At 57.2% G+C, this 22,890-nt stretch carries 22 protein-coding genes; 13 read left to right on the forward strand and 9 right to left on the reverse strand.

Annotated elements, in window-relative coordinates; genetic code table 11:
• Nucleotides 1–16: 16 nt before the first annotated feature.
• Both BZL43_RS18410 and rph read right to left on the reverse strand, forming a co-directional pair.
• Nucleotides 17–385: a DUF4870 domain-containing protein gene (locus tag BZL43_RS18410; RefSeq protein ID WP_008073410.1), complete on the reverse strand. Its 369-nt coding sequence runs from the start codon at nucleotides 383–385 to the stop codon at nucleotides 17–19.
• Nucleotides 386–414: 29 nt separating this feature from the next.
• On the reverse strand, nucleotides 415–1,137 hold the full coding sequence (gene rph, locus BZL43_RS18415; protein WP_095633619.1) for a ribonuclease PH: 723 nt from the start codon (nucleotides 1,135–1,137) through the stop codon (nucleotides 415–417).
• Between the two features lie 269 nt (nucleotides 1,138–1,406).
• On the opposite strand from rph, the gene BZL43_RS18420 reads away from it, so the two are divergent.
• The 6 genes from BZL43_RS18420 to BZL43_RS18445 all read left to right on the forward strand — a co-directional run bounded on the left by BZL43_RS18420 (nucleotide 1,407) and on the right by BZL43_RS18445 (nucleotide 6,700).
• On the forward strand, nucleotides 1,407–2,270 hold the full coding sequence (locus BZL43_RS18420; RefSeq protein WP_095633620.1) for a YicC/YloC family endoribonuclease: 864 nt from the start codon (nucleotides 1,407–1,409) through the stop codon (nucleotides 2,268–2,270).
• A 12-nt stretch (nucleotides 2,271–2,282) separates the two neighbouring features.
• Nucleotides 2,283–2,903, forward strand: a complete 621-nt coding sequence (gene gmk / locus BZL43_RS18425) for a guanylate kinase (protein WP_095633621.1) — start codon at nucleotides 2,283–2,285, stop codon at nucleotides 2,901–2,903.
• A gap of 167 nt (nucleotides 2,904–3,070) precedes the next feature.
• Complete coding sequence (gene rpoZ / locus BZL43_RS18430; RefSeq protein WP_003177259.1) at nucleotides 3,071–3,334, forward strand: DNA-directed RNA polymerase subunit omega; 264 nt, start codon at nucleotides 3,071–3,073, stop codon at nucleotides 3,332–3,334.
• A gap of 57 nt (nucleotides 3,335–3,391) precedes the next feature.
• Nucleotides 3,392–5,497 (forward strand): bifunctional GTP diphosphokinase/guanosine-3',5'-bis pyrophosphate 3'-pyrophosphohydrolase, encoded by a 2,106-nt coding sequence (gene spoT, locus BZL43_RS18435; protein ID WP_007894658.1) that lies wholly within the window; start codon nucleotides 3,392–3,394, stop codon nucleotides 5,495–5,497.
• Between the two features lie 24 nt (nucleotides 5,498–5,521).
• Nucleotides 5,522–5,902, forward strand: coding sequence for a RidA family protein (locus BZL43_RS18440; RefSeq protein ID WP_095633622.1), 381 nt, complete (start codon nucleotides 5,522–5,524; stop codon nucleotides 5,900–5,902).
• Nucleotides 5,903–5,959: 57 nt separating this feature from the next.
• Nucleotides 5,960–6,700, forward strand: coding sequence for a hypothetical protein (locus BZL43_RS18445; RefSeq protein WP_095633623.1), 741 nt, complete (start codon nucleotides 5,960–5,962; stop codon nucleotides 6,698–6,700).
• A gap of 140 nt (nucleotides 6,701–6,840) precedes the next feature.
• Here BZL43_RS18445 and BZL43_RS18450 read toward each other — a convergent pair whose 3' ends face one another.
• Nucleotides 6,841–7,698, reverse strand: coding sequence for an SDR family oxidoreductase (locus tag BZL43_RS18450; RefSeq protein ID WP_095633624.1), 858 nt, complete (start codon nucleotides 7,696–7,698; stop codon nucleotides 6,841–6,843).
• Nucleotides 7,699–7,888: 190 nt separating this feature from the next.
• On the opposite strand from BZL43_RS18450, the gene exbB reads away from it, so the two are divergent.
• The 6 genes from exbB to BZL43_RS18480 all read left to right on the forward strand — a co-directional run bounded on the left by exbB (nucleotide 7,889) and on the right by BZL43_RS18480 (nucleotide 14,801).
• On the forward strand, nucleotides 7,889–8,845 hold the full coding sequence (exbB, locus tag BZL43_RS18455; RefSeq protein ID WP_095633625.1) for a tonB-system energizer ExbB: 957 nt from the start codon (nucleotides 7,889–7,891) through the stop codon (nucleotides 8,843–8,845).
• 6 nt (nucleotides 8,846–8,851) lie between these two features.
• Nucleotides 8,852–9,280, forward strand: coding sequence for a TonB system transport protein ExbD (exbD, locus tag BZL43_RS18460; protein ID WP_007894651.1), 429 nt, complete (start codon nucleotides 8,852–8,854; stop codon nucleotides 9,278–9,280).
• Entirely contained in the window at nucleotides 9,277–10,023 is a 747-nt protein-coding gene (locus BZL43_RS18465; protein WP_095633626.1) for an energy transducer TonB, read from the forward strand. The genes exbD and BZL43_RS18465 overlap by 4 nt, the downstream gene beginning before the upstream one ends.
• A 284-nt stretch (nucleotides 10,024–10,307) precedes the next feature.
• The gene (locus BZL43_RS18470; RefSeq protein ID WP_008073417.1) at nucleotides 10,308–11,237 is read left to right on the forward strand and encodes a hydrogen peroxide-inducible genes activator; all 930 of its coding nucleotides are present in this window, start codon (nucleotides 10,308–10,310) and stop codon (nucleotides 11,235–11,237) included.
• Nucleotides 11,238–11,246: 9 nt separating this feature from the next.
• Nucleotides 11,247–13,322, forward strand: coding sequence for an ATP-dependent DNA helicase RecG (gene recG / locus BZL43_RS18475; protein WP_095633627.1), 2,076 nt, complete (start codon nucleotides 11,247–11,249; stop codon nucleotides 13,320–13,322).
• 78 nt (nucleotides 13,323–13,400) lie between these two features.
• Nucleotides 13,401–14,801: an aminoacyl-tRNA deacylase and HDOD domain-containing protein gene (locus tag BZL43_RS18480; RefSeq protein ID WP_095633628.1), complete on the forward strand. Its 1,401-nt coding sequence runs from the start codon at nucleotides 13,401–13,403 to the stop codon at nucleotides 14,799–14,801.
• Nucleotides 14,802–15,063: 262 nt separating this feature from the next.
• Here the strand turns inward: BZL43_RS18480 and BZL43_RS18485 are convergent, their stop codons facing one another.
• The gene (locus BZL43_RS18485) at nucleotides 15,064–15,441 is read right to left on the reverse strand and encodes an SCP2 sterol-binding domain-containing protein (RefSeq protein ID WP_095633629.1); all 378 of its coding nucleotides are present in this window, start codon (nucleotides 15,439–15,441) and stop codon (nucleotides 15,064–15,066) included.
• 588 nt (nucleotides 15,442–16,029) lie between these two features.
• Here BZL43_RS18485 and BZL43_RS18490 point away from each other — a divergent pair.
• The gene (locus BZL43_RS18490) at nucleotides 16,030–16,410 is read left to right on the forward strand and encodes a DUF6124 family protein (protein ID WP_095633630.1); all 381 of its coding nucleotides are present in this window, start codon (nucleotides 16,030–16,032) and stop codon (nucleotides 16,408–16,410) included.
• 52 nt (nucleotides 16,411–16,462) lie between these two features.
• Here BZL43_RS18490 and BZL43_RS18495 read toward each other — a convergent pair whose 3' ends face one another.
• The 5 genes from BZL43_RS18495 to BZL43_RS18520 all read right to left on the reverse strand — a co-directional run bounded on the left by BZL43_RS18495 (nucleotide 16,463) and on the right by BZL43_RS18520 (nucleotide 22,888).
• Nucleotides 16,463–16,903 carry a hypothetical protein gene (locus tag BZL43_RS18495; RefSeq protein WP_095633631.1) on the reverse strand — a complete coding sequence of 147 codons (441 nt, stop codon included), beginning with the start codon at nucleotides 16,901–16,903 and terminating at the stop codon, nucleotides 16,463–16,465.
• A complete protein-coding gene (locus BZL43_RS18500; RefSeq protein WP_143517876.1) occupies nucleotides 16,900–17,619 on the reverse strand; it encodes a hypothetical protein in 720 nt (239 codons plus the stop codon). The genes BZL43_RS18495 and BZL43_RS18500 overlap by 4 nt, the downstream gene beginning before the upstream one ends.
• A gap of 107 nt (nucleotides 17,620–17,726) precedes the next feature.
• Nucleotides 17,727–18,563, reverse strand: coding sequence for a type IV pilus biogenesis/stability protein PilW (locus BZL43_RS18505; protein ID WP_095633633.1), 837 nt, complete (start codon nucleotides 18,561–18,563; stop codon nucleotides 17,727–17,729).
• A gap of 2 nt (nucleotides 18,564–18,565) precedes the next feature.
• A complete protein-coding gene (locus BZL43_RS18510; protein WP_256582879.1) occupies nucleotides 18,566–21,850 on the reverse strand; it encodes a calcium-binding protein in 3,285 nt (1,094 codons plus the stop codon).
• Nucleotides 21,851–21,868: 18 nt separating this feature from the next.
• Entirely contained in the window at nucleotides 21,869–22,888 is a 1,020-nt protein-coding gene (locus tag BZL43_RS18520; protein ID WP_095633635.1) for a tetratricopeptide repeat protein, read from the reverse strand.
• Nucleotides 22,889–22,890: the final 2 nt, after the last annotated feature.

Raw genomic sequence — 22,890 nt, forward strand, 5'->3', positions numbered from 1 at the left:
CAGAGGATTGCGGCGTTTACTTGATCAGGCGCCAGGTGAATGGATACCGGTAAGGGAACCCTTCATTGGCTTTCACGCCCGCAATGATCGTCAGCACCAGCGCACCAATCGCGACCAGACCAAACAGGAAGAACCCGACGATCACCACCATCAGCAGGAAGCAGATGGCGGAAGCAATGGCAACGGTGATCTGAAAGTTCAACGCCTCCTTGCCTTGTGCATCGATGAACGGGTCGGACTCGCGCTTCATCTGCCAGAGAATCAGCGGCCCGATCAGCGTACCGAACGGCAGCCAGATCCCCAGCAAGGCGGACAGGTGACAAAACATCGCCCACTGACGAACCTCTCGGCTCGGTGTGGGTAGCGGCAGTTGCTCGTCACTCATGGCGTCCTCCTTGCGTGGAGCGGGTCCGATCAGTCGGCCAGTGCAGCCTTCTGCAGTTCGAAGATCTCGATCATGCCTTTTTTCGCCAGTGCCAGCATTGCGTTCAATTCTTCCGGCTGGAACGGCGCGCCTTCGGCAGTGCCTTGAACTTCGATAAAGCCGCCAGTGCTGGTCATCACCACATTGAGGTCAGTTTCGGCAGCGGAATCTTCCAGGTAGTCGAGGTCAAGTACAGGCTCGCCCTGGTACATGCCCACCGAAACGGCAGCGATCATTTGCTTGAGCGGGTCGCCACCTTTGAGGCCGCCGCGTTTCTTGATCACTTTCAGGGCGTCGATCAGTGCAACCATCGCACCGGTGATGGACGCGGTGCGGGTGCCGCCGTCAGCCTGGATTACGTCGCAGTCGACATACAGGGTGACGTCGCCCAGTTTGGACATGTCCAGCGCAGCGCGCAGGGAGCGGCCGATCAAACGCTGGATCTCCAGCGTACGGCCGCCTTGCTTGCCGCGGCTCGCTTCGCGCTGGTTACGCTCGCCGGTGGCGCGCGGCAGCATTCCGTATTCGGCAGTCAACCAGCCTTGGCCCTGGCCTTTGAGGAAACGCGGCACGCCGTTCTCGACACTGACGGTGCAGATGACTTTGGTATCACCGAACTCGACCAGTACAGATCCCTCGGCGTGTTTGGTGTAGTTGCGGGTAATGCGGATCGAGCGGAGCTGATCGGCAGCGCGACCACTTGGACGTTTCATAGGGATTACCTGTACGGAGGACGGAAAACTGCCGAGCATTATAGAGCCGTGGGCCGCCGCTGGGCACTTCTAAAAAAAACGCCCGACGATTGAAGCCCCTGAATAGAGCTTAGCCGACGGCCTGCAGCTCTTTGTCACAGCGTGTGTTTGGGCGCATCCGCCCCACTGCGCTACAATCCTGCGCCTTTGCTGCCTGTCGGCTTTAATTCACAGATAGCGGGTCCGCGAAACCATGGGTTATGCGCCGACCTGCATTGCGAGGTACTTCCATGGTGCACAGCATGACCGCCTTCGCCCGCGTCGAAAAAGCCGGCGCCCAGGGCACCCTGAGCTGGGAATTGCGCTCGGTCAACAGCCGCTACCTGGAACCCCACCTGCGCCTGCCGGAATCTTTCCGTGACCTCGAAGGCGCAGTCCGCGAAGCCCTGCGCCAGGGACTGTCCCGGGGCAAGCTCGAATGCACCCTGCGCTTTACCGAAGAAAGTACCGGCAAACCGCTGCAAGTGGACCGTGAACGCGCTGCGCAACTGGTCGCTGCCGCCGAGACAGTCGCCAGTCTGATCAAGAACCCCGCTGCGCTGAACCCGCTGGAAGTCCTGGCCTGGCCCGGCGTATTGGTGGCCGACGCCGCCGACCCGCAAGCGCTGAATGCCGAAGCCCTGGCGCTGTTTCATCAGGGCCTGAAAGAGCTCAAGGCCGGACGCGAGCGCGAAGGCACTGAGCTGGCGCGATTGATCGACGAACGCCTGACCTCTATTGAAGGGGATGTGGTGATCCTGCGTGAGCTGGTGCCGCTGATGCTCGCCACCCAGCGCCAGAAAGTCCTCGACCGCTTCACCGACATGAAGGCCGACCTCGACCCGCAGCGACTGGAGCAGGAAATGGTCATGCTCGCGCAAAAGAGCGACGTCGCCGAAGAACTGGATCGCCTGAGCACTCACATCATTGAAGTTCGCCGGGTGCTCAAGTCCGGCGGCGCTGCCGGCCGGCGCCTGGACTTCCTGATGCAGGAACTCAACCGCGAAGCCAACACACTGGGCTCCAAAGCCTTCGACCCGCGCAGCACCCAGGCAGCGGTCAACCTCAAAGTGTTGATCGAGCAGATGCGCGAACAAGTGCAGAATATTGAGTAAGGCAAACCCGACATGACCCACAGCACCGGCACCCTGTACATCATTTCCGCCCCTTCGGGCGCGGGCAAGAGCAGTCTGGTCAAAGCCCTGACCGACGCTGACCAGGACATCCGTGTCTCGGTCTCCCACACCACCCGCGCCATGCGCCCCGGTGAAGTGAACGGCGTGAACTACCACTTCGTCGAACGCAGCGAGTTCGTGAAGATGATCGAGCACGGGGACTTCCTCGAGCGCGCCGAAGTGTTCGGCAATCTCTATGGCACCTCACAAAGCCACCTGCAGCAGACCCTGGATGAAGGCCACGACCTGATTCTGGAAATCGACTGGCAGGGCGCAGAACAAGTGCGCAAGTTGATGCCCCAGGCCCGTTCGATCTTCATTCTGCCGCCGTCCCTGGAAGCCTTGCGTCAGCGCCTGAACAATCGCGGCCAGGACAGCAACGAGGTCATCGAAGGCCGGATGCGTGAAGCTGTCAGCGAAATGAGCCACTACGTCGACTACGACTACCTGATCATCAACGACGATTTCGCCCACGCGCTGCGCGATTTGCAGGCGATTTTCCGCGCCAATCAACTGCATCAAAAGCGTCAGCAGCAGCGCCACGGTAAATTATTGGCTGAACTGCTCGACTAAACAGCCCTTCCCAAAAGCGCTGCAAGGGCTTTACATTGGCACTTATAGCGCGTTGAAGGGCCTGGTCAAAAAATCAGCGCTTCCCTAATCGCTGGTGATTTTTTAAACTGTTGAGTCCGCTCGCCCAACCGGGCAGCGCGCATATTGCATTCGCTCCGAGGAATACCATGGCCCGCGTAACCGTTGAAGACTGCCTAGAACACGTGGAAAACCGCTTTGAGCTGGTCATGCTCTCTACCAAGCGTGCCCGTCAACTGGCCACCGGCGGCAAAGAGCCCCTGGTTCAGTGGGAAAACGACAAGCCTACTGTTGTAGCACTGCGTGAAATCGCTGAAGGCCTGATGAGCTACGAGTTCATCGCCAACGCTGAAATCGTCGAAGACGAACCGCTGTTCGCAGCGTTCGAGGACGAGTCCAACGAGGCAGTATAAGGCCATGCCCGGTCGACGTAGCACGGCGCGGAGTCACAACGAACGGCAGGAATCATCATGCCGAGCATAGACGCCCTCGCCGATCGCTTATCGACCTACCTCGGCAAGGACCAGGTCAATCTGGTCCGCCGAGCGTACTTCTACGCCGAACAAGCCCACGATGGCCAACGCCGCCGTAGCGGTGAGGCGTACGTCACGCATCCTCTTGCAGTGGCGAATATTCTTGCCGACATGCACATGGACCATCAGAGCCTGATGGCGGCCATGCTGCATGACGTGATCGAAGACACCGGTATTGCCAAGGAAGCGCTGCAAGCGCAGTTCGGCGAAACCGTGGCCGAACTGGTCGACGGGGTCAGCAAACTGACCCAGATGAACTTCGAGACCAAGGCCGAAGCCCAGGCCGAAAACTTTCAGAAAATGGCCATGGCCATGGCGCGCGATATTCGCGTGATCCTGGTCAAGCTGGCCGACCGCCTGCACAACATGCGCACCCTGGAAGTACTGTCCGGCGAAAAGCGCCGGCGGATCGCCAAGGAAACCCTGGAAATCTATGCGCCCATCGCCAACCGGCTGGGCATGCACGCCATTCGCATAGAATTCGAAGATCTCGGTTTCAAGGCCATGCACCCGATGCGTTCCGCGCGGATCAACCAGGCGGTCAAACGCGCCCGGGGCAACCGCAAGGAAATCGTCAACAAGATCGAAGAGTCCCTCAGCCACTGCCTGGCCATCGATGGCATCCAGGGCGAGGTCAGCGGTCGTCAGAAACACCTCTACGGCATCTACAAGAAAATGCGCGGCAAGCGTCGGGCCTTCAACGAAATCATGGACGTGTACGCGTTCCGGATCATCGTCGACAAGGTCGATACCTGCTACCGCGTGCTGGGTGCCGTGCACAATTTGTACAAACCGTTGCCGGGGCGCTTCAAGGATTACATCGCGATCCCCAAGGCCAACGGCTACCAGTCGCTGCACACCACGCTGTTCGGCATGCATGGCGTACCGATCGAAATCCAGATCCGCACCCGCGAAATGGAAGAGATGGCCAACAACGGCATCGCCGCCCATTGGCTGTACAAATCCAGCGGCGACGAGCAGCCCAAAGGCACTCACGCCCGTGCCCGCCAGTGGGTCAAAGGCGTGCTGGAAATGCAGCAACGGGCCGGCAACTCGCTGGAATTCATCGAGAGCGTGAAGATCGACCTGTTCCCGGACGAGGTCTACGTATTCACGCCCAAAGGCCGAATCATGGAGCTGCCCAAAGGCTCCACGGCGGTCGACTTCGCTTATGCAGTGCACACCGACGTGGGCAACAGCTGCATTGCCTGCCGGATCAATCGTCGTCTCGCACCGCTGTCCGAACCGCTGCAAAGCGGCTCCACGGTCGAGATCGTCAGCGCCCCCGGCGCGCGGCCGAATCCGGCATGGCTTAATTTTGTGGTTACTGGCAAGGCGCGAACCCACATCCGTCATGCGTTGAAACTGCAGCGCCGTTCCGAGTCGATCAGCCTCGGCGAACGCCTGCTGAATAAGGTACTCAACGGTTTCGACAGTTCCCTGGAAAAAATCCCGGCCGAACGCGTGCAGTTGATGCTCCACGAATACCGCCTCGAACTGATCGAAGACCTGCTCGAAGACATTGGCCTGGGCAATCGCATGGCTTACGTGGTCGCCCGTCGCCTGCTTGGCGAAGGTGAACAACTGCCGAGCCCGGAAGGCCCGCTGGCGATTCGTGGCACCGAAGGTCTGGTGCTCAGTTACGCCAAGTGCTGCACGCCGATTCCGGGCGACCCGATTGTCGGCCATCTGTCCGCGGGCAAAGGCATGGTGGTGCACCTGGACAATTGCCGTAACATCAGCGAGATCCGTCACAACCCGGAAAAATGCATCCAGCTCTCGTGGGCCAAGGATGTCACCGGCGAATTCAATGTCGAGCTGCGCGTCGAACTGGAACACCAGCGCGGCCTGATCGCCCTGCTGGCCAGCAGCGTCAACGCGGCCGACGGCAATATCGAAAAAATCAGCATGGACGAACGCGACGGTCGTATCAGCGTGGTCCAACTGGTGGTCAGCGTGCACGACCGCGTGCACCTGGCCCGCGTGATCAAGAAACTGCGCGCCCTGACCGGGGTCATCCGCATCACCCGCATGCGCGCGTAGCCCATCCCTTACAAGGAGTCATACATGACCAAGACCGTTATCAACAGCGACAAGGCCCCGGCCGCCATCGGTACTTATTCCCAGGCGATCAAGGCTGGTAACACCGTTTACATGTCGGGTCAGATTCCTCTGGACCCAAAAACCATGGAACTGGTTGAAGGCTTCGAGGCCCAGACCGTCCAGGTGTTCGAGAACCTCAAAGCCGTGGCTGAAGCGGCCGGTGGTTCGTTCAAGGACATCGTCAAACTGAACATCTTCCTCACCGACCTGAGCCACTTCGCCAAGGTCAACGAGATCATGGGCAAGTACTTCGAGCAACCTTACCCAGCCCGCGCCGCCATCGGCGTAGCCGCCCTGCCAAAGGGTTCGCAGGTTGAAATGGATGCCATTCTGGTCATCGAGTAATGTGTCCGGCGCAGTCCGTTAAAGGCTGCGCCGATCTTGCTTTGAAAGGATTCCACCATGCGCCAAGCGCTAGCTCTCTCGCTGGTCGCCCTTCTCTTGGGCGGTTGTGCCAGCGATCCTGCCGATCGTGATATCAGCGGCACCTGGATCAATCAGTCGGCGATCGATGCTGCATCCAAGGGCGGCCCCCTGCGCGAAGCGCTCCAGGCCTATGGTCCGAACCTGGAGTGGGACATCAACACCCGAGCCGGTCAGGCCCGCTACACCAATGGTTTTGAAAACGTCGAAGGCAAGTTGCTGGGCGAGGAGTCCGGCGCCTGGAAAGTCGACTTTTATGGCAGCTCCGCCAGCGAGCTGAAGCGTGACGGCAAGCAACTGAGCCAGGCCGCCAACGACAACGAGCCGGAGCAAGTCTTCGACCGTGCATCGGTCCCGGTACCCGAAGGCGCACCGATTGGCGCGAGTTTCGAGCGGGCACTGTATTCGGCTTACATGGGCGGCAGCTGGAAAATCGTCAGCGGCCCCGGCGAAGGCAACACCGTGAAATTCCAGGCCGATGGCCAGGTCGCCGGCCTGCCCGGTGCCGATCGTTATGCCCTGTGCCTGGCGGGCGATTGCGCATCAATGAGCGGCGGCAACGACAATATCTGGCTGCAGGTTAACGGCCAGGGCAACACCTGGATCTTTGCGCGCAAGGGCAACGAACTGGAGATTTTCCAGACCGTGAATACCGCACTGGCGGACGAGATGCCGCAGTTCACCCAGGGTGATCGCAAGTGGTTGCTGGAGAAACAGTAAACCGAATCTGAAGCCAACAGATAACCCTGTGGGAGCGGGCTTGCCCGCGATGGCGGTGTAACAGTCAACCTGGATGTTGAATGTTATGGCCTCATCGCGGGCAAGCCCGCTCCCACAGTTGTTGTGTGTGTAACTGGATTTCAGCAGCGGCCTTCGAGGATCGCGGCGTACCCTTCGCGGAAACTCGGATATTTCGGCTTCCAGCCCAACGCCTTCGCCCGAACATTGCTGCAGCGCTTGCTGCCGGCACGACGCACACTCGCATCCTCGGCCCATTCGGTCACGCCCAGATACTCACGCAACCAACCCACTACTTCAGCCAATGGCGCGGGCGCATCATCGACGCCGATGTAACAATCATCCAGCGCCACCCCACGCCGATCCGCATCAAGCAGGAATGCCAGCAACCCCGCCGCGTCATCGACGTGAATGCGGTTGGCATATAACGGAGGATCGATGGCCACGCGATAGCCGCGACGGACCTGGGTCAGCAGCCACTCGCGGCCCGGACCATATATGCCGGTCAGGCGCACGATGCTGGCCGGGATGCCGCTATCGAGCGCCACCTGCTCGGCTTCGAGCATCAAACGACCCGAATAGCCGCCCGCCACCGTCGGCGAAGTCTCATCGATCCACTCACCGTTCTGCTGGCCGTAAACACTGCTGCTGGAAACGAACAGCAGTCGATCGGGTACTTGCCCATAGTCACCCAGCCATTCCAGCACGTGCTGCAAACCCTGCACATAAGCGGCGCGGTATCCGGCCTCATCGTGATCGGTGGCCGCCGCGCAATACACCAGGTAATCCACCGCACCGATTGGCCAGGTCGCCGGGCAGTCTTTATTGAACAAGTCGCCGGCAACGCCGATCACGCCCTGTGGCAGACGTGAGACATCACGCCGCAAGCCGTGAACCTCCCACCCGCAAGCCAGCAATTGCGTAGCCAGACGACTGCCGACATCACCGCAGCCGGCGATCAAAACAGAAGGCGCGGACATCAGAAAACTCCCATCGGAAAGTCACAGACTAGCGCCGGCAAGGGACCTGGGGCTAGCAATGAAGGAAAAAAAGATACTCTATTACTTTTGTTAACAAGAATTACTTGCAATAATGCCCACCACTTTTGTTCTCGGCCTCACGAGGCCTGGAAGAACATTTACCGTTTTTTTCCTTTCAGGTCCGGCCAGCATGACACCCAATCAATTCCCCGCTTCGCCAACCAAACGACCTCGCGCCTGGAGCGCGGTTGCCGCCCTGCTGCTCAGCCTGATGCTGGCACCGACCGCCGCCTTCGCCGATGCACAAGCGCCGGCCACCCAGCCTGCTGCCGCTCAAACACCCGCCGCGCCTGCTGTGGCACCTGCCGCGACCGATCCGGTCCAGGCCGTGGACGCCACTGACATGCCGGAAGTCCTCGAAGCCGACAACACGCTGGGCATGGCCCATGACTTGTCGCCATGGGGCATGTACCAGAACGCCGACATCATTGTGAAAATCGTGATGATCGGCCTGGCCATTGCCTCGATCATCACCTGGACCATCTGGATCGCCAAGGGCTTCGAGCTGATGGGCGCCAAGCGTCGTCTGCGCACTGAAATCACCCACCTGAAAAAAGCCACCACCCTTAAAGAAGCCAGCGCAACGGCAGGCAAGGAAGGCACCCTCGCCCACCTGCTGGTCCATGATGCACTGGAAGAAATGCGCCTGTCGGCCAACAGCCGCGAGAAAGAAGGCATCAAGGAACGCGTGAGCTTTCGTCTGGAGCGCCTCGTCGCTGCCTGCGGTCGCAACATGAGCAGCGGCACCGGCGTCCTCGCCACCATCGGTTCCACCGCGCCGTTCGTCGGTCTGTTCGGTACCGTGTGGGGCATCATGAACAGCTTCATCGGCATCGCCAAAACCCAGACCACCAACCTCGCCGTCGTGGCGCCCGGCATCGCCGAAGCCCTGCTAGCAACTGCGCTGGGCCTGGTTGCCGCGATTCCTGCGGTGGTCATCTACAACGTCTTCGCCCGCTCCATCGCCGGTTACAAGGCACAAGTGTCCGACGCCTCGGCAGAAGTACTGCTCCTGGTCAGCCGTGATCTCGACCACCTGCCGACCGAGCAGCGCAGCTCGCAACCGCACATGGTGAAAGTGGGGTAATCGGCCATGGGCCTGCATTTGAAAGAAGGCGCAGACGACGATCTGGCCGAGAACCACGAAATCAACGTCACGCCGTTCATCGACGTGATGCTGGTGCTGTTGATCATCTTCATGGTGGCCGCGCCGTTGGCCACCGTAGACATCAAGGTCGACCTGCCCGCCTCCACCGCCAAACCGGCGCCGCGGCCAGAGAAACCGGTGTTTCTCAGCGTGAAGGCTGACCAGCGCCTGTTCCTTGGCGAAGATGAGGTGAAGGCCGAAACCCTGGGCGCCACACTCGACGCCAAGACCCAAGGCAAGAAAGACACGACGATCTTCTTCCAGGCCGACAAAGGCGTGGACTACGGCGACCTGATGAGCGTGATGGACGCCCTGCGCGCCGCCGGCTACCTGAAGGTCGGCCTGGTCGGACTCGAGACGGCAGCCAAGAAATGATCAACACGCGCCAAAAGCTGACGCGTTACAGCGGGAGCCTGGCCGTGGTGCTGGGCGTTCATGCGCTGGCCATTGCGCTGGCGCTGAACTGGACGTCGCGCCCGCCGATCCAGCTGCCGCCGCAAGCGATGATGGTCGAGCTGGCGCCGGTTCCGGCCCCGCCACCGCCCGCACCGCCGAAAGTGATCACGCCGCCACAGCCACCGGCCCCGGTGGAAGAATTGCCGCTGCCGAAACTGGCTGAAGCACCGAAGGCCGAAATCGCCGTGCCGAAACAGGTCAAACCCAAGCCCAAGCCTCAACCGCCCAAGCCTGTGGAGAAAAAGCCGGAGCCGCCGAAGGAGAAGCCTTCCGAGGAAAAACCGAGCGATGCGCAACCGACCCAGGCACCGACGGAGAAATCCGCTCAGCCAGCGCCTGGTCCATCACCGGCGCAGCAAGCGGCCAAAGCCAGCTGGCAAGGCACCCTGCTCGCGCACTTGGCCAAGTACAAAAAGTACCCGGCCAGTGCACAGGCGCGGGGCAAGGAAGGTTTGAACCGTCTGCGCTTCGTGGTGGATGCTGAAGGCAACGTGTTGTCGTTCGAACTGGTGAGCCGCTCCGGCAACGCCGATCTGGACCGGGCTACCCTGGAAATGATCCGCCGCGCCCAACCGCTGCCCAAGCCACCGGCTGACATGCTGAATAACGGCTCCATCGAAATCGTTGCACCGTTTGTTTACTCGCTGGAACGCCGACGCTAAAACGCAATACAAGACCCTGTGGGAGCGGGCTTGTCCACGATAGCGATGTAACAGCCAACTAAGAGGTTGGATGTGATGGCCTCATCGCGGGCAAGCCCGCTCCCACAAGCACATCCCTTTTCAGAAAGATCCGCGATTGCTAAAAAGGCACCGAAAGGTGCCTTTTGCATATCTGGCAACGGCAAATCCGCATTGCCCAGTGTCACTCAGCACACTCAGTCTGATAACGTGCGTCTATCGATTGCAGCCGGTATGCTTGGCTCGCAACTTCATGGACGCTTGCTATGACTCTCACAGAATTACGCTACATCGTAACCCTCGCCCAAGAGCAGCACTTCGGCCACGCGGCCGAGCGTTGCCACGTCAGCCAGCCAACCCTGTCGGTGGGCGTGAAAAAGCTCGAAGACGAACTCGGTGTGCTGATTTTCGAGCGCAGCAAGAGCGCCGTGCGCCTGACCCCGGTCGGCGAAGGCATTGTCGCCCAGGCGCAGAAAGTCCTGGAGCAGGCCCAGGGCATCCGCGAATTGGCCCAGGCCGGCAAGAACCAGCTGACCGCGCCCCTGAAAGTCGGCGCAATCTACACTGTCGGCCCGTACCTGTTCCCGCACCTGATTCCACAACTGCACCGGGTCGCCCCGCAGATGCCGTTGTACATCGAAGAAAACTTCACCCACGTGCTGCGCGACAAACTGCGCAATGGCGAGCTCGACGCGATCATCATCGCCCTGCCGTTCAACGAAGCCGACGTGCTGACCTTGCAGCTCTACGACGAGCCATTCTACGTGCTGATGCCGGCCCAGCATGCGTGGACGCAAAAAGAGTCCATCGACGCGGCCCTGCTCAACGACAAGAGCCTGCTGCTGCTAGGCGAAGGCCACTGCTTCCGCGATCAAGTGCTGGAAGCCTGCCCGACCTTGACCAAAGGCAACGATGGCGCCAAACACACCACGGTGGAATCCAGCTCGCTGGAAACCATTCGCCACATGGTCGCCTCCGGCCTGGGCATTTCGATCCTGCCGCTGTCGGCGGTGGACAGTCACCACTACGCTCCCGGCGTGATCGAAGTGCGCCCATTGAGCGCGCCCGTGCCGTTTCGCACCGTGGCCATCGCCTGGCGTGCGAGCTTTCCGCGGCCGAAGGCGATAGAAATTCTCGCCGACTCCATTCGCCTGTGCTCGGTGGCCAAGCCGCCAGCACCGGTGGTGGCCGGTTAAGTCACAGCCATGACCGAGTTGTCGCAAGTGTCGGTGACGGCACTCAAGGGTGTCGGCGAAGCCATGGCCGAGAAACTGGCCAAGGTCGGCCTGGAAAACCTCCAGGACGTGCTGTTCCACCTGCCGCTGCGTTATCAGGACCGCACCCGCGTGGTCCCGATCGGCCATTTGCGACCTGGGCAAGATGCCGTGATCGAAGGCACCGTCAGCGGTGCCGACGTGGTCATGGGCCGACGCCGCAGCCTGGTTGTCCGCCTGCAGGACGGCACCGGCGGGCTTAGCCTGCGCTTCTACCATTTCAGCAACGCCCAGAAAGAAGGCCTCAAACGCGGCACGCGCATTCGCTGCTATGGCGAAGCGCGGCCCGGCGCCTCGGGACTGGAGATCTACCACCCGGAATACCGCGCCATCACTGGCGACGAGCCGCCGCCGGTGGATGAAACCCTGACCCCGGTCTACCCGCTCACCGAAGGCCTGACCCAACAGCGTTTGCGCCAGTTGTGCATGCAAACCCTGACCTTGCTCGGCCCCAGCAGCCTGCCCGACTGGCTGCCGACCGAACTGGCTCGGGACTATCAACTGGCGCCGCTGGCCGATGCGATCCGTTACCTGCATCACCCGCCCGCCGATGCCGATGTCGACGAACTCGCCCTCGGTCATCACTGGGCCCAACACCGCTTGGCGTTCGAAGAACTGCTGACCCATCAACTGTCCCAGCAGCGCCTGCGCGAAAGCATGCGTGCCCTGCGCGCGCCGGCGATGCCAAAAGCCACGAAGCTGCCTGCTCAGTATTTGGCCAACCTCGGTTTCACACCGACCGGCGCCCAGCAACGGGTCGGCAACGAAATCGCTTACGACCTCAGTCAGCACGAGCCGATGCTACGGCTGATTCAGGGCGACGTCGGCGCCGGCAAAACCGTGGTCGCTGCCCTCGCCGCGTTGCAGGCGCTGGAAGCCGGTTACCAAGTCGCACTGATGGCGCCCACAGAAATTCTCGCCGAGCAGCATTTCATTACCTTCAAGCGCTGGCTCGAACCGCTGGGCATTGAAGTCGCGTGGCTGGCTGGCAAGCTCAAAGGCAAAAACCGCGTCGCCGCGCTGGAGCAAATAGCCAACGGCACGCCAATGGTGGTCGGCACCCATGCGCTGTTTCAGGACGAGGTGCAATTCAAGAACCTGGCGCTGGCGATCATCGACGAACAACACCGCTTCGGCGTGCAGCAGCGTCTGGCATTGCGGCAGAAAGGCGTCGGCGGGCGGATGTGTCCGCACCAGCTGATCATGACCGCCACGCCAATCCCCCGGACACTGGCCATGAGCGCCTACGCCGACCTCGACACCTCGATCCTCGACGAACTGCCGCCCGGCCGTACGCCCGTAAACACGGTGCTGGTCACCGACACCCGTCGCGTCGAAGTGATCGAGCGCGTGCGCGGCGCCTGTGCCGAAGGGCGTCAGGCTTATTGGGTGTGCACACTGATCGAAGAGTCGGAAGAGCTGACCTGCCAGGCCGCCGAAACCACTTTTGAAGACCTCACCGCCGCCCTTGGCGAGTTGAAAGTCGGTTTGATCCACGGCCGCATGAAGCCTGCCGAGAAGGCCGCGGTGATGGCCGAGTTCAAAATCGGCAACTTGCAACTGCTGGTCGCCACCACCGTCATCGAAGTCGGCGTCGACGTGCCCAACGCGAGCCTGATGATCATCGAAAACCCCGAACGCCTCGGCCTCGCGCAACTGCACCAATTGCGCGGCCGTGTCGGCCGGGGCAGCGCCGTCAGTCATTGCGTGCTGCTTTACCATCCGCCGCTGTCGCAGATCGGCCGTCAGCGCCTGGGCATCATGCGCGAAACCAACGACGGTTTTGTCATCGCCGAAAAAGACCTCGAACTGCGAGGCCCCGGCGAAATGCTCGGCACCCGCCAGACCGGCCTGCTGCAATTCAAGGTCGCCGACCTGATGCGCGACGCCGATTTACTGCCTGCCGTACGCGACGCCGCTCAGGCGCTGCTGGAACGTTGGCCCGATCACGTCAGCCCGTTGCTCGACCGCTGGCTACGCCACGGGCAGCAATACGGCCAAGTGTGAGCACTGTCGCAGTTTCTGGACCCTGGCGTTAAACAAGCTGGTTATACTCCTGCAATTGTTTGCAAACGGATACAGACCATGACAGAAGCTGCCCTCGCCCCCGAAACCCCGCACGCTCCGTCTGTTATTCGGCTGCTGCTCGGCAAGCTGGGCATCGCCTACGAAGAAGTCCTCGACCATCATGGCCTGAACGCCGCGCGTAAAGTGCAAGCGGTTCTGCTGAACGATGCCGTCGGCGCGCTCATGGTGCTGTTCCCCCAGAGCCAACTGCTGGACCTCAACCGCCTCGCCGAACTCACCGGCCGCCGGTTGACCGCCGTATCCACCGACCGCCTGGTAAAAATGCTCGGCAAACACAGCCTGAGCCTGCTGCCCGGCCTGCCGGCGCTCACCAGTTCGCCGTGCCTGTATGAAGAAAGCCTGCTGCGTGAACCGACGTTGCTGATCAACTCGGGCGAGCCGGGCGTACTGCTGGAAATCTCCAGCGACGCTTTCAAAACCATGCTCACCAAGGCCAGCGCCGGCAATTTCGGCGAAGCCGTGAACCACATCCGCCCCAACCTCGACCGCCCCGACGACGACCGCGAGGAAATCACCCAGGCCGTGCAAGCGTTCACCGCGCGGCGCATCCAGCAGCGGCTGGAAGAAACCATCGAGATTCCGCCGCTGGCCGAAACCGCGCAGAAAATCATCAAACTGCGCGTCGACCCCAACGCCACTATCGACGACATCACCGGCGTGGTGGAAACCGACCCGGCCCTGGCCGCACAGGTCGTCAGCTGGGCAGCGTCACCGTACTACGCCTCGCCGGGCAAGATTCGTTCAGTGGAAGACGCCATCGTCCGGGTGCTGGGTTTCGACCTGGTGATCAACCTGGCGTTGGGCCTGGCCCTGGGCAAAACCCTGAGCCTGCCCAAAGACCATCCTCAACACACCACGCCGTACTGGCAGCAATCGATCTACACCGCCGCCGTCATCGAAGGCCTGACCCGCGCCATGCCCCGCGCCCAGCGCCCGGAAGCCGGCCTGACCTACCTCGCCGGCCTGCTGCACAACTTCGGTTACTTGCTGCTGGCCCATGTGTTCCCGCCGCATTTCTCGCTGATCTGCCGCCACCTGGAAGTCAACCCGCACCTGTGCCACAGCTATGTGGAACAACACCTGCTGGGCATCAGCCGCGAACAGATCGGCGCATGGCTGATGCGCTTCTGGGACATGCCCGACGAACTGGCCACCGCCCTGCGCTTCCAGCACGACCCAAGCTACGACGGCGACTACGCCGAATACCCGAACCTCGTCTGCCTGGCCGTACGCCTGCTGCGTAGTCGCGGGATTGGGTCTGGGCCGGATGAAGACATCCCCGACGTCCTGCTGGAGCGCGTCGGCCTGACCCGCGACAAAGCCAACGACGTGGTCAGCAAGGTTCTGGAAGCAGAAGTGCTGCTGCGCGAACTGGCTTCGCAATTCAGCCAGGCCTAAAAGCATCGCGGGCAAGCCACGCTCCCACAGGATCTAGGCGATCCCTGTGGGAGCGGGCTTGCCCGCGATGAATCCAACTCGGTCCACCTGAATCACCACCCACTGTGGCGAGGGAGCTTGCTCCCGCTCGACTGCGCAGCAGTCGCAAACCCAGCCGCCGCAGCGTGTCAGATACAACCGAAGTCTCAGGCTTTAGGGCCGCTTCGCAGCCCAGCGGGAGCAAGCTCCCTCGCCACAAAAGCCCTTTGACCAAAGACCTGCGTCAGACCTTAGCCTTCCTAGGCTTCAAATACTTGGTCAACCCCTGAAACCACATCACCAACGCCGGGTTGCCCTTGATCTGAATCGACTTGTCCTGAATCCCGTTCATAAACGCCAACTGCTTGTTCTTCGCCTGCATCGTGGCGAAACCATACGCCGAGTCTTTAAAGGCAATCGCAAACGCAGGCTCGGCATACACGCCGGACTTGCTGGTAATGCGCTGATCCTTCACCACGAAATGCCGCGCCACCTTCCCGTCCAGGGTCTGTAGCTGAAACACCAATGCCTTGTCACCCAACTGCTGCTGAAACGCAGGATTAGTCCGACTGGCCTTACCCATCAACAAACCCAGCATCCACAGAAGAAAACGAAATTTCATGCGCACAGCCTCAAGAGAAAAGTGAACGGCCGGCGCAGTGTAGCGGCTTCAAGCCAGAACGCCACTCTCGGCTTGCGTTAGAAGAAGATGAACCGCTTTTCCAGCATGATGACCGCCAAGTCACGCTTTACCGCCTCAACCCTGATCGTTCCCACGCTCCCGCGTAGGAACGCATCCCATGACGCTCCGCGTCACACCCAACACCCGCCCTACACCTGAAGAAACACATTCTGTAGGAGCTGCCGAAGGCTGCGATCTTCTGATCTTGATGCCCTCAAACTTATCGGACATTTCCTTCAAAACGCCGGGCTGTCCATGAACTAGGCAGCTTGGTCCCTCATCGATAACCTCTGTTCGTCACCGCAAAATCGGTGACTCGGACGTGCAAGTCCGGTGGAGTACACATTCGGTTATGGCAATTCATCGAGCGTTTTCCTATGCTCGCGAATCGTTATGGCAGCTGTGTATGGGAGACCTCCGGGTCTGCCGGGTGACTCCACCGGTCTTGCACACCTATGCACAGCTGCCACCTCTTTCGAAGTGCACGCGAAATGGTGTCAGCTCCTTTAAATCATGGAGTAACACTTAATGATCAAGCCAACACCGAATCCTCCTGAAAACGAAGCCACATCCCCCTACGAATCCTTCGATTCCAGAAAACTCCACGAAGCCGCCGAACGCGCCCTCAACCACCATTTCGCCCCTCCACCCAACGAAAAACCCAAGCGCAAAGGCAAGCTCTTCACCGTCTCCCCCGACATCGACACCGAAGCCCTCCTGGCCAACGCCTCGGAAGACCTGCTGTCCATCAGCGCCATCGCCGCCAACCTGGCCGACGACGTGGACGGTACACGGCGCTCCTTAGCCTTGGCGCTCAGCAGATTGGCGGATGGGGTCCGGTTGTTGGTGGAGCGAGCGCTCGATCACATTGATTCGCCGAATCCGGCGGAGTATCGGGCGAAGGTGTAGCGGAACCGCGAATAAAAAAAGGGGACTTAAGTCCCCTTTTTCGGTCCCTTACTCACCACTGGCAGCCTGTCTCGGGTGGCGAGTCCATGTTGCTATCGTGCTCGAATATATATCTCTTACCGGATTTGTGGTTCGTATAGACCATGGCGTAAATCAGAGCACCTTGCCTGACCATTCCATAATCTCCAGTGACCTGACCTTCGGACACTTCAATCCATCTTGTTGTGAACTGAGAAGGTCGATTCGGATCTAGCACTTCTTCTTCGGAGTCCTTGTAAACAAGAGAAATAGCCTCCTTCGATTTACTGTACTTGACGCTTGCGCCGCTCCATTTGGAAACTGAGTCGTAATAGCTTCTGAACTCAAAATTGATGTCCTTGCCTTCCTGCGAGCGAAAGCAATAGACCTCAGTTGTGACTTCGCTGTGAGCCGACATCGGACAGAGGAGCAACAATGCAATAAAACACACAGACAAAGATTTCAAACCGATCATTCCTTTAGCGGCTCATGGGTAACTGAAAACGCATTCTCACCACGCAATAAGCGAGGTCGTGCCGCTGTGATAGGTGAGCAATTGGACTGACAAGCCATCGCCGACAAATCTGGCTCTTCGCTTCCAACGAATACGTAGGTCGCCGCACCATTGCGATTTCGGGCGCTGTACACAGGAACACTGACGGCCAACGATTTGGCGGGCGCGGATACAGGAGAATCTTCCTGTACCAGTACGACTTCACCTTCAACCTCACCACATAGCGCCTGCATGGCTGACTCGCTGAAGGACTCGTCGCTTGGGCGGGTGAATGGCTTGGAGTCGGACCGGCAATCGTAACCGTGCCAATAAGGCCCTGACTGCTCGGAAATGTCTAACGAGAAGATATAGATCCTATCCAGAACAACCCTTCCAGCGTCATAGCCAAACACCACCCAGCGACGTGTTTTAGCGCGGGAGAAATTCTCGTTGGCCAATATGTATCGACCGCCGTCTCGGTAGAGCTCAAACGAATTCATAGCTCCCATTGACTCCGCTGTATCGGACAACTTTTTACCGGAATCGGCATCCACCAGGTAACCGTTACTGTCCAGCACCACCGAGCAATGACTCGCAGTACTAACGCCCTGCTCACATGACTGCAGAGACTGAAAGATCGGTTCAGCGGCTACAGCCAAGGGACACAAAAGCATTACCAATAAAAATAACTTATTCAAAACAAATCCCTTGCGTTGATGCAACTCGAGGCTATGACGCGACAGATAAAAGTTGGCAGAATACTTGCTAGCGCACAAACAATACGCCAGCGTTCTTCGATTTAGTTTTACTGAATCCGCTCAGGAACCCGAACCGGAATTTTAGCACTTTTCCCGTCGGCATTCATTGCGTCAGAGTATCGTTTGTAGTACTCGATCGCCTCAGAGGTTTTTTTCATATTCCACAGAGAGTCGGCAATATTCAGCATTAACACTGTACGTTTACCAGTAGTTTCCACGCCTCGGTATATTTTCAGTGCAGACAAATCATCACCTGCTTGCGCTAGGTAGAAGCCCAGATCGTTTAACGCCTGAACATTTTTGGCAGGTGGATAGCAGCTTATATAAGAGTCAACACCCATAAACATTTGATCTTTGATAGCAAGCGCCCTAGACGCTGCATCGGAAATAGCTGCTGCCGACTTGACCAGCTCTTTAGGAGTTATCGTTTCCAGTTTCGGCGCAATGACCTCACCTCCATCCGTCGACCAATTGACCCCTTTCCAACTTCCAGAGCAAGCTTCGGCAGGCCGAGAGAGAAGTACACAACCGGTGTCCATTGAGACCATATCGCAATAGGATTTTTCGGTAGACGTTATTTGTTGGCCATCATTTAACTCCCCGAATACTGTTCGCTGAATTAGCGCGTATTTCCTACTTGGAGCAAGGGAGTCCGAATTGACACCAAGCCCAATTGAAGGGGTCGACCCACTTTCATACAAATTGAAACTCAGGTTGTTTTTTGAAAACGTAGCCCGCTTCCAAACAGCGACATCTTTATCCCAAGAGGAAAACTTGAGAGCTGCTCCATCGACACCGGATAAATTGGAGTCTGCCGCATGACAAGCAGCGCTTAAAGAAAACAGAAAACATATGCGAACAACTAGAAGCTTTACCTTTAACATTCTCAGAGCCCCGCCTTCAAGTGATTATACCGAGTGGATGCATTTGTCATTCGCCTGTCATTACCATACAAATCAAGAATTTTTCTTTCATAGGTATCATATGCCGCCCCCCATGTATCAATATTTCTATTGACTGTTGGGTTCTGAAAAAAGAAGTTATCCAGAGCCGTCCCTAGGTCATCCCTTACAAACCCCGGCCGATTTATATCATGATCAAGAACGACTGCTTTCCCCAGCAGAGTTTTGAAAAATTTACCAGCAGTAAAAGTATAGCCAGTCGGTTTCTTCTCTAAAGCACTATGCAACCTATCAATAAAGTCCATTATCTGTATTTCTACATATAACGGACTTGAAATTGCGCACGCCATTACTGAAACTGGTTGGCAGTCAATTACCTGTCCAAAGGTCGCCTCGCCGCAACCAATTTTTAGATTACTTTTTAGTTCCTGCCCTTCTAGCTTAGCTCCATTGGCACGGGCCTCTCCCTGATAATACATTTTCGGCGAGGCTCCCGCGTCATCGAGCTTCCAGCCTTTCGACTCAAAAAACTCAATAAATGCGTCAGGGTATTGATCTTTGAATTTTTTGACTTGAGCGGGTAATTCCCCTCCACCAGCCACATTAACTGTTTTCTGCATTGCACCTGCAGTAATTACTTCACTATCGTAACTCTGCACACCGTTTATTTTCGCCTCATTACCAGACATTACAATGATAATTTTCTTTTCATCCGCAGTAATCCTCCCCTCTGAAACCAACTCATCCCACTGAGGCGAACTACCTAGCTCCTTATCACCATTATGCAGTGGACCATAGTGGGTCATACTAGAGGAAACCCAACGAGTAACTTTTACAACAGCATTGCAATCGCAGGTTTTTTTAGCCTTCATATTGGATATAAATTCAACTGGATGAAAGTGCCAGATCAAACTGGAAGCCACCTGCGCCTTTCCAACCAGCTCATCCCAGAATACAAATTTAGTTATTCTTTCCTTCTCATGTCTCAATGTTTTTGGCGAACTTTCCAGCAATTTATCAAGTTTGCTCCACTTAGCAGAATCAGCTTTGTCTTTCCATTCTGTAGGGTGGTGCGCAACAAGCTTCGCCCACTGAGCTCGGGTTTCCGAATTTTTCAGCCCCTCTGCAAGTTCGCCAGGATCGACTTCACCGTCATGGTTCTTGTCGATTTTTGCGTAAAGATTCTTGAAGAATTGGGGCATGTCTTCAGGGTCGAGGAATCCGTCTGCGGCGGCGTTTGTCTCCTCAACGATCTGAAAGCCCAGTTTCTCCCAATCATGCTGCGTGATGATTTCTGCGCCTGCCTTCTTCATGAGCCCAGTAATCGGTTGATCGTCTTCGGTCACTCTGACTTCGTACCAGTCTTCACCAGCGTCATTGATGACACGTGCCTTGCTCAAGTCAACTGCGTGTTCTTGCTTGAGAGGTGTCGATCCAGTAGCAGGCGCTTTTTTCTTTAGTTCAGCGCCGACCGCCAGATGAAGGTACTGCTTACCTACCTTCAAACCCGCAACGTTCTTGAGGAAATCTTTGACGTCAGCTTCGGCAGTAAAAATCTCGACGTGAACCTGATACTTACTGGACACACCGCCGTCTTCGCCGGTGAGATTTTCTGTCTGCCCCAAATATCCAATCGGATCACCTGCCTTGATTCCTGTGCTTGCCGTTTCAACCGAATCGAAACTGGTAGGCATCAGAGATGTCCAGTCGACCATGTGGTATTCCGCACTATTCTCTATACAGGTCCAAAAACTCTCAGGCACAGCCCCCTCGGCAGCTAAGCCGCCGCTGACCATTATGCATTTGGCCATTCGTCGAAGTTTGCCTTCAACGATCAGGTTCAGCACTTCTTTACTATCGAACTCAACGACGCTGGTAGGAATAAGCTGCTTATTTCCGTATCGGGCGCCTATGGGTTGGCCGTTTTGAAGCGTCACGGGGGCTGTGTAAAGGTCAAGCTTATTGACTGCGGTAGCCTTAACTTTTCCTTGCCAATAATTGGGCCTCAGTCGTTGAGGCACTTTGTCTGCGGTCCAGATCGCCTTGTGCTGCGAGTTTTGATAGGGAATGTCGTTCTCTTTAAACGCGAACCAGACTTCATCTCCGACGTTACGCGTTTTGGTTGAGCCGCTTTTGACTGATCCAGCAAGAATCTTTCCCTTGGCGTATGTTTTGGTTCCCTCAACCGCCTGATCAAGAATTTCTAGCTTTGTACCCTTTTTTATTAATCCGTAGGAGTGCGCGCCGGGTATCCAAGGAGCCTTGTCGTAACCTTTGTAATCGCCAAAATTCATCGTAACTACAGGCTTCGGTGTTTCTTCTGGCGCTAGCGGATAACGGGCATACGGTAACAAGTGCATGTATAGACTGTAGAAAGTCAGCTTGTTTTGTTTACCTTTATTTTGCCCGTCTTCCGGGTTTGGCGCCGACTTGTATTCATGGCGCACCAGGCAGAAAGAGTTGGAGTACTTCAGCTTTTTCTCATTATCACCGAAAGTCGACTCCAGATAGTCCTGATTCAACCGATACGCAACGACCTCTCCATCGGCCATACAGCGAACCGGCTCATTGAGTACGCATTGCGGTGCACTTGCATCGCTGATGTGGATGCCGCCATGCCAAAACTTGTTGCTCCCCAGCAGGTAATGGCCTGACTTTTCACCCTCAAGTGCTTTGTAGACTTCCTCAGCATCAGTGAACTGTTTTCCGTCAGCCTTTCTAAAAGGATATTGGAAGTTCATTAACGGCGATGTCGCTGGAACAGGGGCGGGAGCGGGTGGAGGGGTAGGTGTCGGAGTTGGATTCCCCCCCGTCCTTGTCGACTCTTTAACTCTCAAAAACTTTGTAGGAACTGGCCAATACCAGGCCTTCCCCAAAGCGCCGAATGGTGCAGTGGCTGGACCAGAACTTTGTGCCCCAAAGAATTTGCCAAACTCAGAGTCTAATGTGCTGTCATAAAACTCGACAATCCCCGTATGATTTAACGTCTTATTTTCATGATTGGAAGTTACGTTAATCCAGAGGACGATATCTCCACGTCTTACATTAGCAGGACTAATTACATCATAGTACTGAAGTGCAGCCCCACTATTGAGACCCGCTGTATTCTGGTAAGGAACTTCGTAGCCGGCACCTTTAAGCAACAAGTTAACCATATGAGAACAGTCGACAACTTTTTTACCATTCTCTACGGCAAAGCCGTCTCCGCCCTCCTTATATCTATAATTAGCACTGGTATAGTTGCTCGACAAGTCAAGTGGCTCTGTCATTTCTGCTTCCTGCAATAATCAATAGCAAAAACTGGCTTTAACAACTCCAGCTGGCTGCTTATTCAAACGTTCCAAATGTGCAATAGACCCTTTACTGCCGTGTTTGGCAGCAAGTTGGTAGCAGGCAACTGCCCTGGACATGTCCTTTGTAACCAACTCACCAGTTTCAAAGGCTCTACCGAGTGCATTTGTCGCAAAGGCACTTCCAATACGGGCAGCATGCGTCAGCGCTTCTTCAGCCTGTGCTGGATGCTGGCAAGGGCCGTCAGCGGCGATGTTGTTACCAACGCAATAAAATAACGAAAGACTCATTGCCCCCTCCGGCAAGGTGGTTGCTGCTGCCTTGAATAGCTGCTCAACCTTCTCGGTTTTTAACTGCGGCGCCATACCGGAAAGACTCAAACTTGCAGCATTCAAACTGGCTTGAGGATCGCCGGAAGCTGCAGCGCATAGATAGTTTTCCAGAGAGGCTTCAAACAACTCCCCCGTGAGTCGGTACTGCTCTAGCCCCCCCAAACCTCTAAAGGCTTCCGCACGTTGAAAGCAAAATCTCTCTGCCTCGCTCATGTGAGGATTGCCAGCCACTACGAGATCTTTCTCACTAATCGACCAATCCTCAACTCCCTCCAAGACCCAACACGCCTGCCGAGAAAAATTGAAGATCTTGATGTTGCTGTTACCCGCCCGCTTATCCACAACATTGAAGTGACTGTCGTCGATCGCTTCGACTTCGACACCTTCTGTCTTGTCTGTGGCTACGGGCGCCATTAGCGGAAACGCCAAATTGGAACTGTTGACTCCCGTCGTTTGCGGCTCAAAAACCCCATGTTCTCCCACCGGTTTCAAAACCTGCGACTTCACCGTCATCGCAGTCAACCGCTGCTGGGTTTCAGCATTCGCAGAGAACGCCGGAAGGAATTGGGCAAAATCTTCAGACGGGCACTCATCCGCATAAACGCTGCCATGAAACAGGCTCAGCAGCGATACGGTGAAAACCGCTACAGCGACGCCATTGCTTTTCTTCAACACACCATTCATGT

This window comes from Pseudomonas sp. PICF141 (assembly GCF_002286815.1).
Lineage (GTDB): Bacteria > Pseudomonadota > Gammaproteobacteria > Pseudomonadales > Pseudomonadaceae > Aquipseudomonas.